At 31.1% G+C, this 15930-nt stretch carries 23 protein-coding genes; all 23 read right to left on the bottom strand.

Annotation, left to right across the window (positions count from 1 at the left end):
• Positions 1-130: 130 nt before the first annotated feature.
• Positions 131-496, bottom strand: coding sequence for a hypothetical protein (locus tag I6U48_RS21415; RefSeq protein ID WP_218322522.1), 366 nt, complete (start codon positions 494-496; stop codon positions 131-133).
• A gap of 35 nt (positions 497-531) precedes the next feature.
• Complete coding sequence (locus tag I6U48_RS21410; protein WP_218322521.1) at positions 532-1449, bottom strand: N-acetylmuramoyl-L-alanine amidase; 918 nt, start codon at positions 1447-1449, stop codon at positions 532-534.
• A 53-nt stretch (positions 1450-1502) separates the two neighbouring features.
• Positions 1503-1718 (bottom strand): BhlA/UviB family holin-like peptide, encoded by a 216-nt coding sequence (locus I6U48_RS21405; RefSeq protein WP_218322520.1) that lies wholly within the window; start codon positions 1716-1718, stop codon positions 1503-1505.
• 83 nt (positions 1719-1801) lie between these two features.
• Entirely contained in the window at positions 1802-2209 is a 408-nt protein-coding gene (locus I6U48_RS21400) for a bacteriohemerythrin (protein ID WP_218322519.1), read from the bottom strand.
• A gap of 252 nt (positions 2210-2461) precedes the next feature.
• On the bottom strand, positions 2462-2776 hold the full coding sequence (locus I6U48_RS21395; RefSeq protein ID WP_218322518.1) for a hypothetical protein: 315 nt from the start codon (positions 2774-2776) through the stop codon (positions 2462-2464).
• 28 nt (positions 2777-2804) lie between these two features.
• Complete coding sequence (locus I6U48_RS21390; protein ID WP_218322517.1) at positions 2805-3128, bottom strand: hypothetical protein; 324 nt, start codon at positions 3126-3128, stop codon at positions 2805-2807.
• A gap of 20 nt (positions 3129-3148) precedes the next feature.
• Complete coding sequence (locus I6U48_RS21385; protein ID WP_218322516.1) at positions 3149-3313, bottom strand: hypothetical protein; 165 nt, start codon at positions 3311-3313, stop codon at positions 3149-3151.
• Positions 3314-3815: 502 nt separating this feature from the next.
• Complete coding sequence (locus tag I6U48_RS21380) at positions 3816-4574, bottom strand: hypothetical protein (protein WP_218322515.1); 759 nt, start codon at positions 4572-4574, stop codon at positions 3816-3818.
• A 110-nt stretch (positions 4575-4684) separates the two neighbouring features.
• Positions 4685-4861 (bottom strand): hypothetical protein, encoded by a 177-nt coding sequence (locus I6U48_RS21375; RefSeq protein ID WP_218322514.1) that lies wholly within the window; start codon positions 4859-4861, stop codon positions 4685-4687.
• Positions 4862-5275: 414 nt separating this feature from the next.
• Positions 5276-5542: a hypothetical protein gene (locus tag I6U48_RS21370; protein ID WP_218322513.1), complete on the bottom strand. Its 267-nt coding sequence runs from the start codon at positions 5540-5542 to the stop codon at positions 5276-5278.
• A 104-nt stretch (positions 5543-5646) separates the two neighbouring features.
• Positions 5647-5811: a CD1375 family protein gene (locus tag I6U48_RS21365; protein ID WP_218322512.1), complete on the bottom strand. Its 165-nt coding sequence runs from the start codon at positions 5809-5811 to the stop codon at positions 5647-5649.
• Positions 5812-5828: 17 nt separating this feature from the next.
• The gene (locus I6U48_RS21360; RefSeq protein WP_218322511.1) at positions 5829-6035 is read right to left on the bottom strand and encodes a hypothetical protein; all 207 of its coding nucleotides are present in this window, start codon (positions 6033-6035) and stop codon (positions 5829-5831) included.
• Entirely contained in the window at positions 6035-8272 is a 2238-nt protein-coding gene (locus tag I6U48_RS30365; protein ID WP_218322510.1) for a discoidin domain-containing protein, read from the bottom strand. The genes I6U48_RS21360 and I6U48_RS30365 overlap by 1 nt, the downstream gene beginning before the upstream one ends.
• Before the next feature lies 1 nt (position 8273).
• Positions 8274-8810: a YmfQ family protein gene (locus I6U48_RS21350; RefSeq protein ID WP_218322509.1), complete on the bottom strand. Its 537-nt coding sequence runs from the start codon at positions 8808-8810 to the stop codon at positions 8274-8276.
• Positions 8800-9861 (bottom strand): baseplate J/gp47 family protein, encoded by a 1062-nt coding sequence (locus I6U48_RS21345; protein WP_218322508.1) that lies wholly within the window; start codon positions 9859-9861, stop codon positions 8800-8802. Before I6U48_RS21345 ends, I6U48_RS21350 begins: the two co-directional genes overlap by 11 nt.
• Positions 9854-10285 carry a DUF2634 domain-containing protein gene (locus I6U48_RS21340; protein ID WP_218322507.1) on the bottom strand — a complete coding sequence of 144 codons (432 nt, stop codon included), beginning with the start codon at positions 10283-10285 and terminating at the stop codon, positions 9854-9856. Before I6U48_RS21340 ends, I6U48_RS21345 begins: the two co-directional genes overlap by 8 nt.
• Positions 10282-10647 (bottom strand): DUF2577 domain-containing protein, encoded by a 366-nt coding sequence (locus tag I6U48_RS21335; protein WP_218322506.1) that lies wholly within the window; start codon positions 10645-10647, stop codon positions 10282-10284. The genes I6U48_RS21340 and I6U48_RS21335 overlap by 4 nt, the downstream gene beginning before the upstream one ends.
• A 1-nt stretch (position 10648) precedes the next feature.
• Positions 10649-11626: an XkdQ/YqbQ family protein gene (locus tag I6U48_RS21330; RefSeq protein ID WP_218322505.1), complete on the bottom strand. Its 978-nt coding sequence runs from the start codon at positions 11624-11626 to the stop codon at positions 10649-10651.
• On the bottom strand, positions 11613-12053 hold the full coding sequence (locus tag I6U48_RS21325) for a phage baseplate protein (protein WP_218322504.1): 441 nt from the start codon (positions 12051-12053) through the stop codon (positions 11613-11615). The genes I6U48_RS21330 and I6U48_RS21325 overlap by 14 nt, the downstream gene beginning before the upstream one ends.
• A gap of 13 nt (positions 12054-12066) precedes the next feature.
• The gene (locus tag I6U48_RS21320) at positions 12067-14034 is read right to left on the bottom strand and encodes a phage tail tape measure protein (protein WP_218322503.1); all 1968 of its coding nucleotides are present in this window, start codon (positions 14032-14034) and stop codon (positions 12067-12069) included.
• A 399-nt stretch (positions 14035-14433) separates the two neighbouring features.
• Positions 14434-14610: a hypothetical protein gene (locus I6U48_RS21315; protein WP_218322502.1), complete on the bottom strand. Its 177-nt coding sequence runs from the start codon at positions 14608-14610 to the stop codon at positions 14434-14436.
• Positions 14611-14630: 20 nt separating this feature from the next.
• Positions 14631-15035, bottom strand: a complete 405-nt coding sequence (locus I6U48_RS21310; RefSeq protein ID WP_218322501.1) for a phage tail assembly chaperone — start codon at positions 15033-15035, stop codon at positions 14631-14633.
• Positions 15036-15439: 404 nt separating this feature from the next.
• Positions 15440-15862 carry a phage tail tube protein gene (locus tag I6U48_RS21305; protein ID WP_218322500.1) on the bottom strand — a complete coding sequence of 141 codons (423 nt, stop codon included), beginning with the start codon at positions 15860-15862 and terminating at the stop codon, positions 15440-15442.
• Positions 15863-15930 lie beyond the last annotated feature (68 nt).

The following is a 15930-nucleotide window of genomic DNA, read 5'->3' as shown; positions in this document are numbered from 1 at the left end:
TATAAAGAAATAAAAAGATTAAAACTCATAAATAAAAACCTCGGATTTCCCCGAGGCTGTACTATCATTTCTTCTATACTACTTGATATTAATTATTGTCACTATTTATTTGATATTGGGTTAAATCAACTTACTTTGCAGGATCTATTAAATTTGTTTTGTTTAATTGAGAGTTTATTTCTCCTACAATCGCTTCTCTAAAATGATCAATTTCTTCTTGAGTAAGTCCAGGAATTTTGCTTAAAAGAAGTTTATTAAATTCTTCAGCCTTTTGTTTTCCCGATTGAGAACTAAGTTTAAATTGTTGTTCAACAGCAAAATATATACCTTTTGCAATATTGTAAGTTGCATTATATTGCTCTGCTCCCATTTGTTTTATGAGAGCTTCTTTCTTTTTGTTTAAATATGAAACAGCAACAGTAGTCAAATAAGAAACTAGTACTCCTAGAATTGATAAAACTGCCTGTACAAAAATACTCATTACTTGGTTTTCCATATAACTTATCCTCCTATTAATTTTCTATAGATATTCTATTTTAAAATCTTGTCCCAACTTTCTTTTCTAATTACCCCATCTGGATCTGCATATACTTTGGCAGATTTTTGCCATTCCTTAACCTTCTTCTCTGTTGTATCATCAAAGTTTCCTGTCTTAGATACTCCCAGCCACCATTGAATAAATTTAGTTGCTATAGGATTTTTCGGCCAATCCTTCCCTATTATTATCTGCTTTGTTATATTATTTAGGGCATTGGTAAGTTGAACGTCTACAGTATCACCATCAGGTAGTCCTACAATACTTCTAAATCGTTTTATAGCAGCTTTAGTCTTAGCATCAACTATACCAGTAGCATTGGATTCACCACTTTCCAAGCAGCTAACCTTTTGTAAATCATGCTGTACAGATTTTATAAAATCAGAACTTGTATTGCTAGATGCTCTTTTTCCTGTAAGTCCTTCAACTATAGCTGCTGCAATAGCATCAGTTCCTAATTTATTATATAAATTTGCATCACTTTGAGTATCTACAAAACATACCTCTATTAATATAGCTGCAGGCTTACTATGCTTTATCACATATAAACTGCTGCCGTCCTTTACTCCACGATTCACAAAACCTAAGGCTACAAGTCTACTTAATACACTAGAAGCTAGAGCATTACCTGCATTGCTCATAGCAAAAACTTCACTACCTTTTCCTCCACCTGCATTTAGATGGATAGAAACTAAATAATCAGCATTAGCTGCACCATCACACCTTTGCTGAAGCGAATTTGTAATACTTGAAGCACTTGAAGGTCTTACATTCCACGCTTCACAACCTAGTGTTTGAAGTTTAGCTATAACCCTCTCTGCTATATCTAAAGCACAATTTTGCTCATTTAAATAGCCTTCTGCTCCTGTATCTGGATAACATCCGTGACCGGGATCTATTGCATAACTACTCATAAAGAAACACCTCCTACCTTAAATTATGTTATTTAATTTAAAAGTGATAATACTTATTTAAATATTTTATCTTTAACTTCTTTTACATCTTCTTTAATACAATCTAGTCCTTCTTCTATACGTTGAAATTTATCTGTTAACTTTGATATTATCTCTTGATACTTTGCTTCTCTTTTAGAGTTTTCGTTTAATACAAAAAAAAGCAGTGCTACAAAAAGCACTGCCCATATTCCTTGCTGCATAGCTAAATCTAATATTTTGTTTTCCAAGTCATCTCCCCCTATAAATTTGTTATTAAAAGCGGATCAATTTTAAGTATAAAAAAAGAGCCCTATTAGGCTCTAAATCATATCTATTTGCTTTTTTCTATCAAAAATTTTCCTAAATCTTTATCTAATTCTCTTATATGATTTCTCCACCATTTGGACATTTTTTGTTGCATATTAATTACAAATATTGCTGATACTCCTGTAGTTTCAAAAACATTTCGTAATTCTTGGAGTTCATTCTTAAATTGTTCGTGTTCTGAATGCTGTACAGTATATTTAGGATAGTTATTTTTTCTTTGAAGTTCTTCTTCCTCATTAAAATGTTTTATTACATATTCTTCAAGAAAATTTAAAGTTTTGATAGCTTCATTTTTTCCATTACCTTCTCTCATAGTAATTAACAAATTATTCATACGGTTAAAAAGCTCCTTATGCTGATTATCAATGTCAGATACTCCTGTTGCTAATTGGTCATCCCATTTTAATATCATAATAAACTCACCTCTTAACATTTTATTTTATATAATATTCGTTATTAATTACAGAATTCCTTCCTAATAATCAAAATTTTTCAAATATTTTTTATTTTTTTACATAAGAGGTATGTTATTCATCTCACTACTGACATACAATTATCATATCAACGATTATTATACAGCAAAAAAACTCTTTCATTTTTGCCAAAATAGCCATCTCAAAAATGATTATATATCCTTGTAATTATTTTTACTGTACCTTCTTTTTTATTGATCTTGTAATCCAAATATTTCTTCCAATTTTTCTGCATCAGTTTTATTATATTTTCTATTTATCTCTCCTTTTAGTTGGCTTTTATCTGTTAAAAACATATCCGAAAGGTCCATCTTAATTCCATCTACATATGCTGCTTCTGCCATGCCATTTTCCATCACAAACTTTATTGTACCTTTATTAAGATTAGAACTGCTTTTTTTCTCTGTTAATATATTTGAAAATTCTTGTTGTTCTGTTACTGAATTATTTTTTTTAGTACTAGCATTGGTTGAATAATTATATTTATTTTCTATTGCTAATCCCATTTTATTAGCCTTCTTTCTTTCAATTAATTTAATTAACTTTTATAAATATCGTATATATTGGACATTCCTTTAATGTAAAAATTACATTTAATATCCATTCATCAAACTTCTTGCCTCTGTCGCCTTCATATACATCATATGCCTCTGGGTAGAGTTGCTTAAACTTTTCTTTAAAATTAGATAAATCAAATTCTCCTTCTAGCTCATCATCTACTTTATATAATTTTTTATTTATGTCCTTGATTAAATGTCCTTTAGGCTTTTTAGTTAACCTTAAAGGTTTCCCATTCTTAATTATACAAAATGGTTGCGTAGCCCTTAGAGTCTCTTTTTTTACTTCATAATTTGTCATAATAAAAATATCCCCCTTCTCTATTTTTTCTTTAATTCTTCCAGAGCTTTTTCATCTTCTACAAACTCCTTCATTTTTGCAGTAATCCATGTAGATATCTTAATTCCTTTTGATCCTACATATTTGCAAAATTCTTCAAATACTGTAAGATCTATAGTTATATTTTGCCTTCTTACTACGGCCAAAATAATCACCCCATAGGATGATTATATACCTTTTGGGATATTTTATCTTATTGTTATCTATTAGTGCATACTATTGCACATTAATACACATTATCTTTCTAACCATTTGTATGTACACCTGTAATCATTGATACAGCTAGGTTTACACCTATATTGATTAATAGTTACTTATGTGACATAATTTTAAACATATAAAAAAGCACTCTTATCAAGTGCTTTAATTTTTGAATTCAGCCCTATGTGCTGATTACTTTATCAACATACTCTACCTCTGAGTTAACTCCCGACAAGCTACATATAGAGCTATAGTTGTGAATATAATATTCATAACAAACCACTTCCTTTCATATTTACCCTTCAGAGAACCAATTAAGTTACTGATACACGCTTTAATTCCTGATTCTCCAATTTGTTGCATAGTATATATTGCAATGAAAGTTAATGTCGGGAGTGTGGGAATCGAACCCACGACATGAGCAAACTAACTTTAAATAAAGTCATACTATAAATTTTTTGCTATGTTAAGTACTCTTATTACATCTTCATCATTAGTATATTTTTTCATTTCGTCATACATATTGATAGTATCACCTTTTAAAACCTTCAATAGTATTTCTGTATTGAATACTGGTGAAAATTTTTTAGCAATATATTTGTCAGTATTAACATTCAATTCAGTTTTAGAACTATACTTCATCATAAAATAATTCAAAATTAAGTGATCCTTCATGTTATTTGTCCAAATAAAAGCTGTCGCGTTCCATGCATGATGGTTTATTAGTGCATCAATCTGAAATCTCTTTATATTTTTAGACTTTGTGTTTCTATCCTTCATATATTCAATAAGAGTTTGCTTTGCTCCCATCCAATTTAAATAACCTGGTGATATGTTTATAAGTTTACCTTTGATTTTATGATATGACGTTTGTAATAAAATATTAGCATAAACATCACCTGAACTAGAACCTAGATTTTGAATATTTAATATAGAATCAGCTTCGTGAACTTTATTTTGTAATTCTATACAAAATCTAAATTCTTCTTCTACTACTCTATCATCAGCACCAAAACCTAATTCTAGTAAGCTCGGTAACGAATAAAATAAAACAATCTCTTTGCTTAGTAATTCATCAAAAACTTTTTTACTCTCGTTATTTTTTGCTATATCTGATAGTACATCTGTGTCAATTAAAAATGCTATTTTGTTTCTTCTACTATCAAAAGTATTGCAAAATGTTACATTGCTTAACAAATTGTCCATCTTTTATATTCCACCTCTTTATTATGATTTGCTTCTCTAACAGAATATTCGGCGGAATTAATTAATTTCCTGCAACAATTTTAAGCATAAAAGACACCCTTTCGAGTGCCTTAAAGCTTGTTTTCATTTTTTAATTTTTCTATAGCCTTTTCCTCTGCAATGAACTCTTTCATCTTTGCAGCAACAAACGGTGAGATCATAACACCTTTCCTCTCTCCATACTTTTTGAATTCTGCCAATACATCTGGCGGAAGAGTAATATTAATGCGTTCAAATTTTTCTCCCATATATAAACACCCCATATTAAGGATGATTATACATTTTTAAAATTTATTTGTCATTTTTATACTTATCAATACACATTAATCTATATTAACAAGTATAAATACATACGTAAAATCTTTCTGTTACGAACTTATTTTACATTTACAAGTATTAGTGATGGATATTTTTACACCAAGCGGTAAAAAAGCCTTAGAAAATATGGTTACTTGTGAACTTCTATTCCATAACAAACTTGTAGAGTATGAAACTGATGGAAAAATTATTAAATATACCGCATATGATAAATATGCTGATAAAAACAAGTTTAGGCATTTGAAAGAAAATAACAAGTCCAAAATAAACTAGCATATGGACTTGTTATTTTTTTCAAATTCTCAAACTTCTTTTAGACGCCTTGATTTCATATTGTTGGCTTTCTAATTGACAGAGTAATAAATACAACAATTACATTGGGTTAAACCTTCAATACGTCTGTGATTATTATCATAGACGTAACCAGGGCATATATGGTTTTTACACATATTTTCACTACTACACTTACGAAAATCTTCTGATGTAGCTGTTTCATTGCTGCAAATGTAGGTATTACCAGCATACTTTAAAGTACCAGCACCTCCTAATACAGTATCTAACTGCTCATCTTGGAGTTCTGCTTTCGTTAATTTTTCATTTTCCTTTGACATAGTTAATACCTCCCTCTAAAATCTTATCTTGATTATATATACGAAACTCTTCAAAAAGTAGCTCAAAAAATAAAATATTATGTATTTTATTTCATAATTGTTTTCTATTGTGTCACAGTTGTTGCAACTTCTTGATTAGCTAAGTATTCTGCTACTGCAGCTCTATAAGATTCTGGAACTACTTTCTTCGTAGAACCTTCTGTAATATCTAAATCCCAAACTCCAACCTTTACTAAATAAGCATAAGATACTATTAAATATTGTTTCATTTTTACATTCCTTCTTTCTATTTATTTTCTAAAACACTTAAACGTGCTTCTAAATCTATTATAGCTTCTGCCATAGCTACCTTTTCGGCATCTACAGGTTCAACTATAATTTGAGGATTTAATAATTCATTTTGTTTTTGTTGCTCTATAGCTTCTTTTTCTTCTTCTGTAAAGTTTCCTTCTACTATTATTCCATCTATGCTTACTATTAATTTATCTGCCATTACTTACACCCCCATACTTTTATAGTAGCACCTGCTTTTAATTTACCAGTTGACATTAATAAACTTATAGTTGATATATTTGCAGATGTATTACCCCAATACTCTGTATAATTTGATATAGCAGTTAATGAAGGTTTTCCGCCAGTTAAATATACTATTTTAGGATTTGAAGATAATATATTTACTACATCTAGTAAAAATGAAGAACCAACTGCATCTGTACTTAGAGCAACAGCAGATGCACTACTTTGGATTTGATTAGCTCCTCCATTATAGTTCGCTCCTGTATCGTTATTAAATCTTACATATAATTGTCCGGCTGATGTTTGATCTGTCCTAAGATTTTCAATTAATACTTTGTAATAAGTGTATCCAGTTGGGACATTTATATCTAATTGTGATGTGTCGGATGGAATAGTGATATCTTTCATTATCTTTATAAGTCCACCATCATCACCTAACTTCCCTTCCCATGTGACACTAGGATTACCTACAGTAGGACTTGTATCTGTTGTATTTACTCTTGTTAAAGTCCATTTAACATTTAAACTTTGATACTGTGTTATGTCTATATCGCTTAAATCTGCTATCGATGTTACGTTGGATTTAAGTTTAATTTCAGCTTCATATATTTTAAACTTTTGAACTGAAAGATAACTACTATCACCGTTATTAGCAGTAATATTAATCTGATAATAAGTATAAGAACTTGAGTTATTAATATTAAAAGTTAACTCAGCACTATCACTAGACCAACTTATATTTGTCTGTGTGTCTAATGTTGTCCATGTAGAGCCATCATTGCTTCCTTGAAAAGTCCAATTTTTTGGTGCTCTAGCCACATATTGATTTTGGATGGAATATTTTATTATTTTTTTAGATAAAGCAAATTGATATCTTAACCACCCTGTTAAACTTGTAGTTACCCAAAAACTTGTACCTGAAACAGTCCCATCAAAAGCATGATATGCGTCATAAGTAGAATTATATATTGAACTAGCACTTGCAATACCACTAGGAGCAGTATTACTTATCATTGCAGGTATAGCATTTGGTTGACTATTTAATGGCAACACATCACATACAATACTACTACCACTTGCCACAGTAGTTTGTGTCCATTTTGCATTACCCCATCTTTTCAAGTCTGAAGGGGTATAAGTTTTTGTTACTGTACCACTTAGTATTGAATTTCCACCTGTATTAATCTTGATTGATAATGTATAACTACTTTGTTCTGTAATTGTACCCCATGTATTTGAACTCGTTATTGCATACCCTAATAAACCATCATTACTACCAGAACCATTCAAATTGCATACTGCTGTGCCTGAAATTCCACTTACAATTCTGAATCTTATATCTATAGTATCAGTGCTAGTGAGCCTAATAGGTGTACTTAAAGTAAATCTTATATATCCCGTGGCTAATGGAGTAGAGTTTGTTACTGTTGCCAATAAAGTACTTTTTGTCACATTATATATTTCCATTGTTATTGGGAGTGATGAATCATATATGGTTCCTGTTAACTCCAATTCTACATAATTTATACTCTTTATTGAAGACACAATCGACGAAGGTAATCTTTGTCCCCAACATTCACTTCCAATCCCTCTAAGTAGTTGTGTATTACCATTACCTGCCTTTTGTTTAGTAGTTACAGGATTGTCAGAAAATAGGCTGAACTGATTATTAGATAAGCTATTAATTGAATCATAAACAGCATTCTCAAACCCAAAATCAGATTGGTATCTTCCATTGTCAGGGTCATGAGGATTATAATCAGTAATATTTAATTTTTTATTTAGTTCTGTTTTTAAATAAGCCGGTGATACTGCTTTAGTTGCTCCAGTTCCATTTGTAACCTCTGCCTGTGTAGCAATTTGCATATGACTTGCTTTGCTTTCTGACGCATTATCTGCCTTATGCGTAATATAATCCTGCAACAAACTCGTCAAATCTGAGCTGTTTGCCTTACTTGAAAGCATGTTTAGAATAGTAGTTCTAAAATTAGGATCATCTCCCATTGCATCTGCTAATTCTTTAAGAGTGTCCATAGCCTCTGGTGATGAATTAATTAATTGAGCTATTTTATCATCCGTATATCCTTTGGCTTCAAGTAACTTTGCTATTACCACAGTATCTATCTTATCCATATTTTTATTTATCACTTGTATGTCTGCAATTTCATTATCAGAGGGTTTTACAAGCCCTAAATTAATAGTTGAATCCGCCACTTTATATCACCTTCCTTACTTTTAAATTATTCCAGCTATCATTCTTAGCCTGACCCCAAGTTAAGTTTTTTACTTCCTTCCAAACTGTATAAGTAAATTTATACTGAACAGATAAATGAGCTGGTTTTATTTCATTTATTGCACTTTTTAAATCCTCTAAATTAGGAGGAATACCTCTTGAACCTACAAATTTAACTTCAAAAGTAAAAGGCTGAATATTTTCAGTAATTTCTACCTCTCCATTACTAAAACTTTCAGCCACATTTTTTATTAATTTTACTGTTATTGTTCCTGTTCCTCTAAGCTTTGCTTTTATGGTACTTCTTCTATAATCTAAAGCTTTGTTCTCGTCAACTGTTATTCCTAAAAATTCTTCCCAAAACTTTAAGCCCCAGGTTGCTGCATCTACAAAGCATTGATCCACTAGATCTTTTATACTTTCACTATAAAAATCTATTTCTTTTTGTTGAACTTCATAATTAATATTGAAAATCTTACTTTCTAATAAATAAGATGGTACATAACCTTTAAGCTGCATTTACTGTCACCATCCCTAAACTTGCAACGTTTCCCTGTGGAATTTCTATATTTAAAAAATCATCGTTAACCTTCAGATTAGAATAATCTACTATTCTTGATATATCTAATAGTACATTCTCAATTCTTGTATATCTCACCAGGGAACTTTTAAATGCAATTCCATTCAAATAATTTGATATTCCTTTTTCTATTTCTTCTCTTACTGAATTAATATCTGCTCCGCTTTCAAGCTGAAGGGTAACTGAAATATCTATAGGAATTTCTACTGCTCCTGCTATTGTAACTTCAGCTCCTATAGGTCTTTCTTCTTCTATGTGTGCTGTAACTTCATCTATAAGCTTTTGAGAAGGTGAATGCTTATTGCTATCTAAAATAATTACCTTAACAGTTCCCGATCCATTCCATGTTGGAATTACTATTGCATCTCCTACACCATTTACCTCTGTAGCCCATATTTTATAGTGATTAATATTACCACTGGTTGCTGGTTTTTGTACCTGTAACAATAGTCTGTTTAATAACTCCTCATTGCTTTCTATCTCTGTTCCTCCGGTAGTTGGTTCTGTATTTGTTACTCCAGTTATCCCTACTATTTGAACAGGCAATTTATTTATTGTATTCGCTGGGACATTATAGGCGTTTCCAACCTTTAAAGCTTGAATGTTAACTGCAGCATTTCCTCCCTGGATAGTTCCATTGTCAGTTGTATAATATTGTAGTCCACCAGAGGTTTGAACTATCGTTCCAATTGGTATAGCTGTATTTTCATTGCCAGTAAAGCTTACTTGTCCAACGGAAGGTGTCCCTGGTTTTCTAGTTATTCCAAACTCTTCACATCTTTTTTCAAGCTCTTCACTAAAGCCATTTTTAGCTGCTGTATGTGCAAAAACTTTGTTAAGCACTTCATCCAATTTTGAATAAGCATTGGAAAACTCCATTGAAGCAGGAGAAAGAGCATCCTGAACCAAGAACCCCTCTGTTTTATCTATGTCATTTGAAACATTGTTTAACATTCTATTCAAAATGATTTTATAATCTTCACTATACACTTACACTCACCTCCCCTAAATCAGTTATTGCAGTAAAATTAATATTCAGCATATCCTTGTTTAAAGCTATTGAAAAATTCTCAAGCCTTAAAATATGGGAATTTGCCCTTAAACACTCCCATGTAAGTCTTTTAGCTTCAGTTTCTATTAAAGCTTTACTAAAGCCCTTACCCACGATACTGTCTAAATCATGGCCATATTTATCGCTGTAAATGCTATATTTCATTCTTACTGTCTGAAGTGCCTTCCATATCCATACCCTTAAGGCTTCTATTCCTTCAACTATCACAAACTTACCATCCCTTAATAAAAAATCATTGTTTTCAAAATCCCAAGCATATTCTTTAGGAACAGTCTTTTTGCTTTCTTCTGTGATTTGATCTATAACATTATCAACATTTATATTTAACTGTGGGAAAATCATACCTTCACCACCCTGCATAAAACTATATACCTTTGTCTATCCTCTGTAGCTAAACAGGCTACTATATCATTTTCTTTTAATCCATCTGTCAAACTTAATTCTCCATCTGGAATAGCTACAGATGTTATTTGTCCATTTGAAGTGCTTCCACTAGCACTTACCTGTGGTATACTCATTTTTCTTTTATAATTTGGCAATAAAAAATCTGCAATTAGCAAGTTATTCTTTGTCAATTGCAGATCTCCTATTTTTATAGTTAGAGGGCTATTGCTTATAACAACACCTATATCAATGCTGGGAGGGTTATAGGCAGCGCCATGTTGTTTAATAATATTTATCAACTTTGAATAACTATCTTCCACTCTAATCCTCCTTTAAATCCATAACATTATTTAAATTTAATTTTAAATCCATAGTGTGCATACCAGTTGCAACATTCCATGTATGTGTGTCTGTATCTATATACATTACAGTATCAGCTAAAATATCAACATAAGGTATTTTTACTCTTACAGCCCATCCAGTTTTACATCTATAATTGCCTAATGCAGTTACATTAATTTCAATATCCCTGCCATGAAGCATATTATTTGCAACAGTTCTCCAGTCTTTATCCTCTTCTTTTTGGTAAATATCTTGAAACACTCCATAGTATTTTACATCTGCAGCATTAGCAACTTCCCCAACCCAATAATTATTTTCATCATAAACAATAATCTTATTGACCATGTTGCTTGTTGTATCTTTATATGAGGTGGCATTGATATTGGTTAATGAACTTAGAACTATATCATCAACTAGCTTTCCTTTTCCCATTACTGATAACATGTCATAATCAGCATAAGGATAATATCTTTGTCCATCTATTTTACTTACTTGTGTGTAGATCTCCATAATTGCCTCATAGGCTGACATATTTTGAATTAATCTATTGATTTTAATTCCTGTTTGGGGTATCCAATTATATTTTAGTCCTAAGTCCGAACATATCTTTTCTACAGCATACTCTGAATTGATGTCAGAAAAATTATAGGTTACCTTGGACTTCAGTAAATAAATTAAATAATCGTATGCTGTAAATACAACCTCTTGATTACCAGAATTTATTTCCCTATCTTGAACAAATCCTCTATATATTTCTTTGTTATCCTCAAATACTGTTACTAAAGTTCCTGTACCTACTTGAAACCTAGGCTGATTACTGTCTGTAATTGGATATGCCATCGTTATATCCAATTTTCTCGCTACCTGACTAACATCGCCACTTATTTGTATACTCTTACACATATGGGTTATATCCTGCAAAGCTTTATTATCATAAAAGGCTTTAATAGTTAACACCTTGACCCTCCTCTACAATTCTGTATTCCCTAAGTTCCAATGTAAAGTAGACATCTCTATCTCCATATTTTTCTCCATAAATAAAGCTTTCTATAATACACAGCATATTTACATCTCTAACACCCTGTATTGCATCTGCTTCAGTAATTATAAACCTTATTGGTTTACCACTTTGCTGCCAATCTTTTATTAACTTCACACATTCATAAGGCTTTGGAAAATTCGAATACTGGCAAAAGTTATATTTTTCATTAGGAAAAAAACTGCTGATAGATATATTAGAAAGTTTACTCTTGCCTATAAAGCTTATTTCTCCGAAATTTTCTACATTAAAAGTATCTACATTTATTTCATTAGGTATATTAAATTCTGAAGGTAGCACTGGAAATCGAAAATTTTTTTCATCTTGTATTAACCAAAATTCCACTTATTCACACCTCCTACGCACAATTAAATCCTACATTAGTTAACTTTTTAGCTAGTGCATATGTTATTCTATCTATATCTGCATCTTCTCTGACAACTATGGTATCTGCTAATTTTGCTATGCTTAAAGAACTGCCTGCCATAGCTTGAGATTTTCTATTGTCTACTATCTGAGTTCCTCCTGGAAGCTTCATAAGTTCTGGACCTTGTTCTCCTATCCATGTCCACCCTCCGCTAAAATAGGTTGTTCCAAGTGCTTTTCCTTCAATTTTATCACCTATAACTTTACCTCCAGAGCCTCCACTGATTGTCTTTATTAAGTTGATAGTTCCTTGAATCGGATGTCTAAAAAACTCAATTAGCCCTTGCCAATATACCTTTGTTTCTTCAACAAAATCACTAGCTTGCTTTTTTACATTTTCAAAGGTTTCTTTAACACTTTCTATTTTCTTTTTTACAAATTCTATTACTTCGTGTGTTTTTTCTCTTATTCCCCCCCAATTTTCGGTCCATGCTTTATATAAAATAACAACTACAGCTATAATAGCTAAAATAATGAGAGTTACAGAACTTTTCGTCATAACTTTAAACAAACTTAGAAAACTACTTGTTGCTCCGCTTGTAAAAGCTTTGATTGATGTATTTAACAATCCAATATCTTTTTTAATTTCTTTAAATTTTATGAAAGCCGTCACAATTGATGAGATTATCGGTATACCAATCTTAAATGCTGTAAATAGCCCTATTACTGTTTTAGGGTGCTTGGCTATCATATCAAATAGAGGTTTAAGTTTAACTACTAGACTTACAACTGCTGATCCAAGTTTAACTATAGCAGATATTCCCGATTTAAAGCTTGACCATAATTTATCAAATTGTTGTTTAAGTTTATTTGGATTTTTCATTAAATTTTCTATAAAAGTACTGAACTTATTACCGGCACCTGATACTACATTGCTTAAATCTTTTTTAATTACTTTAAAAGCATCACTTTTCTTAAGTGCATCTAATAAAGGTACTACCTTTGATAATTGTTTTTTAAATGTGTCAAAAACCTCTCCTGCTTCAATTTGCCCATTATCTTTTACCCCTACAAAATTAGCACCTAGTCCAGCAAAACTTTTCTTTATATTTTTTATCTGACCAGTTGCAGTATTAGATTTATTTTCTGATGATGTAAATCTATCTTCTATTTTCATGGCCTCTCCTATAGTAGAATTAAAGATTTTTTTACTTGTGCTCCCAAATGCTAACTTTTTTAAGGATTTAATATTCTTTCTTATGCCATCTATAACACCTTTAGTTTGATCCTTAGCTTTAATAATTGCATTAAATGGTTTACTTCCAATATCCTTTAAATTTTTCTTTAAATCATTTATGCTTTCTTTTGCTGCATTTTTAGCTGCTATAGTTATAGCAACATTCTTTTTTAATTCATTTACTGCTTTTTTTGTTTCTGCTATTCTCTTTAGAACATTATCATTATTTAAGGCATAAATCTTAACTTTTTCTATCATTTTTTTTGCTTTTATTGTATATTCTATAGGTTTATTAATTAATTTAAATGCCTTACTGCTTTTAAATTTATCTGACATGTTTTCTATAGATTGTTTTGCAGCTTTTATAGTATTATGAATTGCCTTGCTTGCTTCATTAAATTTAAGAGCTTTTTTTACACCTTCAAAGTCTTCTTTTATTTGTTCTTTTATTGAATTTTTTACTCTTAATGTAACTTCTACAGGTTTAGTTTCTCTTACAAGCTCTACTCCCATCTGTATATTAAATCTGATATATCTACCCATTTTCTCTACTTCTTGTACCGTTTTCTTTATTTCATCTAATTCTTTTTTGCTCTTTTTTATCAAATTTGAATCTATCTGTGATTTATTTATCCTTTGAGCTGCTGTTTCAATTTGCTTTTGAAAATCAGAAACGTACTTTAAATCTTTCATCATCTGTGCTTTAAACTCATCATTAATCATATTTTCACCGCCCTTCCTTCTTATATGCTTGAAAGGTGCTGCTGCACTTAAAGAACTACACAAGAAAATATACTTATACGCAGGAAGATGTTCCCAAAGCTGAAGGCACATATAAAAACTTTTTAATCAATCTTAGTGAAGTGTTTTAGAAAATCTTAGTACCTTTGACATGTTTGAGGCACGAGTTTATCAATATTTCTTAGACTTTAATGAAACTCCTCTTCCTTACGTCAGATGAGTAAGCGACTATCACAAAATCAAAGATTTTGGACATCTGCTTAAATACTGAGCTATAGATTGATAAAAAGTTTTTATAGTGCTGAAGCTTGGGAACATCTCCCGGAGGATAAGTATATTTTCGGCCGTGCTTCACTATAAGTGCAGCATCCCTAAAATCATTTAAACCACCACCACAGGAAAAATAGGAGTTTCAGAATTTTTCATTTCCTGCCTGCTTTTATTTTTTTCCTCTATCTCATGTTCATAAAAAACCTGTACTACCATTCTTTCACCTATAGGCATATTATAAAACACAGAGGGTCTCATACCTTTTTCTTTCCAATAATAATACATCATTTGTACAAGACCATCTGTGTTTATAAGTTTTTTATTTCTTTTACAGAGTCCTTACCAAAACCTGAAAGATCAGTTATTGTGGTGTATATGCTTGATATTTCTCCGCTTAAAAATATCTTTTGAACTAAATCCTTTGGCGTAGACACTCCAAAGTGCTCCATAAGCTCCTTGCTCTTAAAATCCGGATCTTTTACTCCCTTTAATATCGTTAACACCTGTATATTATTGTCCAGTTCAATATTTCCCTCTACATTAATAGAGATACTCTCCTGAAGTTCATTAAACTCACCAGGTGTAAGTGCCTGACATGTAACCACAAATGGTTGTCCATATAATTCTGATAATCTGGTTATTTCTATATCCTTACTTGGTCTTTTTAGTTTACTCACATCATTTTTCAATAATAAATCTATTGTCTTATTCATCCTAATTTCCTCCAATAAGCTTATATTTTTTGTTTATATAGGAAGGTGTGATTAAATAAAATTTTACATTAGATAAATCCTTAAATATCAATGCATTGGACCTTTTCTTTTCCATATTTTTGTGTGTAAAATGGACTTTATCACACCCTCCTATAGATCCCTACACCAGACACTTAACTTATACGCAGGGAGATGTTGCCAAAACTGAAGGCACATATAAAAATTTTTTTATTATTCTTAGCGAAGTATTTTAGAAAATCTTAGAGGCTTTTATTTGTTTGAGAGAGTTTATAAAAGTTTCTTAGATTTTCAAAATACTGAGCTTTAGAATAATTAAAAATTTTTATCGTGCTGAAGTTTTGCAACATCTTCCGGAGGATAAGTTAAGTGTCGGTCGTGGGGGTCTATATCATATCTATATATTCAAAATCTTCAAAAGTAAAAGGTAAGCTTTCAACTGCTGCTTTATTTGCTGACCAGTCTGCTAAAGTAAGATCATCAAATTTAACACCTTTTAAACATACTCTTTCAACTCCATCTGCTGTAGGATCTGCTAATTTAGACATTATAGTACATACTGTCTGCTTTCCATGTCTTAAGTTATCGCCAATTAATTTAGCCATTCTACTGCTTACCTTATTCAAAGTAACAGTTCCTTTTCCTTCCCAACCTGATACCTTATAGGCCTTACTTAATCTTCCGCACATAGGTATGTCCACTTTTTGAAGTGTAGCTTTCGCTTGCAAGCCAGTGCACTCTGAGATTAATTCTTCATCAATCCATAGTTCTCCCCAAGTTCCAATTATAGTTTTTTCTGCATTATACATAAATATATACCTCCGTAATATAAAATATTTTTAAATTTAGTAAAATGAAAAAACATAAGCTGCTTATG

Source organism: Clostridium thailandense (genome assembly GCF_019207025.1).
GTDB classification, from domain to species: Bacteria; Bacillota; Clostridia; order Clostridiales; family Clostridiaceae; genus Clostridium_AM; species Clostridium_AM thailandense.
This window is presented reverse-complemented; position numbering and strand designations above follow the sequence as displayed.

Bases quoted from the DNA above. Each gene is read 5' to 3' on its own strand.
- I6U48_RS21310 (WP_218322501.1), bottom strand. From the start codon at position 15,035: ATGAATAAGACAATAGATTTATTATTGAAAAATGATGTGAGTAAACTA.
- I6U48_RS21340 (WP_218322507.1), bottom strand. From the start codon at position 10,285: ATGATTTTCCCACAGTTAAATATAAATGTTGATAATGTTATAGATCAA.
- I6U48_RS21390 (WP_218322517.1), bottom strand. From the start codon at position 3,128: ATGACAAATTATGAAGTAAAAAAAGAGACTCTAAGGGCTACGCAACCA.
- I6U48_RS21410 (WP_218322521.1), bottom strand. From the start codon at position 1,449: ATGAGTAGTTATGCAATAGATCCCGGTCACGGATGTTATCCAGATACA.
- I6U48_RS21305 (WP_218322500.1), bottom strand. From the start codon at position 15,862: ATGTATAATGCAGAAAAAACTATAATTGGAACTTGGGGAGAACTATGG.
- I6U48_RS21350 (WP_218322509.1), bottom strand. From the start codon at position 8,810: ATGCAGCTTAAAGGTTATGTACCATCTTATTTATTAGAAAGTAAGATT.
- I6U48_RS21365 (WP_218322512.1), bottom strand. From the start codon at position 5,811: ATGAAACAATATTTAATAGTATCTTATGCTTATTTAGTAAAGGTTGGA.
- I6U48_RS21370 (WP_218322513.1), bottom strand. From the start codon at position 5,542: ATGTCAAAGGAAAATGAAAAATTAACGAAAGCAGAACTCCAAGATGAG.
- I6U48_RS21315 (WP_218322502.1), bottom strand. From the start codon at position 14,610: ATGATGTATTATTATTGGAAAGAAAAAGGTATGAGACCCTCTGTGTTT.
- I6U48_RS21375 (WP_218322514.1), bottom strand. From the start codon at position 4,861: ATGGGAGAAAAATTTGAACGCATTAATATTACTCTTCCGCCAGATGTA.
- I6U48_RS21380 (WP_218322515.1), bottom strand. From the start codon at position 4,574: ATGGACAATTTGTTAAGCAATGTAACATTTTGCAATACTTTTGATAGT.
- I6U48_RS21320 (WP_218322503.1), bottom strand. From the start codon at position 14,034: ATGATTAATGATGAGTTTAAAGCACAGATGATGAAAGATTTAAAGTAC.
- I6U48_RS21395 (WP_218322518.1), bottom strand. From the start codon at position 2,776: ATGGGATTAGCAATAGAAAATAAATATAATTATTCAACCAATGCTAGT.
- I6U48_RS21360 (WP_218322511.1), bottom strand. From the start codon at position 6,035: ATGGCAGATAAATTAATAGTAAGCATAGATGGAATAATAGTAGAAGGA.
- I6U48_RS21415 (WP_218322522.1), bottom strand. From the start codon at position 496: ATGGAAAACCAAGTAATGAGTATTTTTGTACAGGCAGTTTTATCAATT.
- I6U48_RS21400 (WP_218322519.1), bottom strand. From the start codon at position 2,209: ATGATATTAAAATGGGATGACCAATTAGCAACAGGAGTATCTGACATT.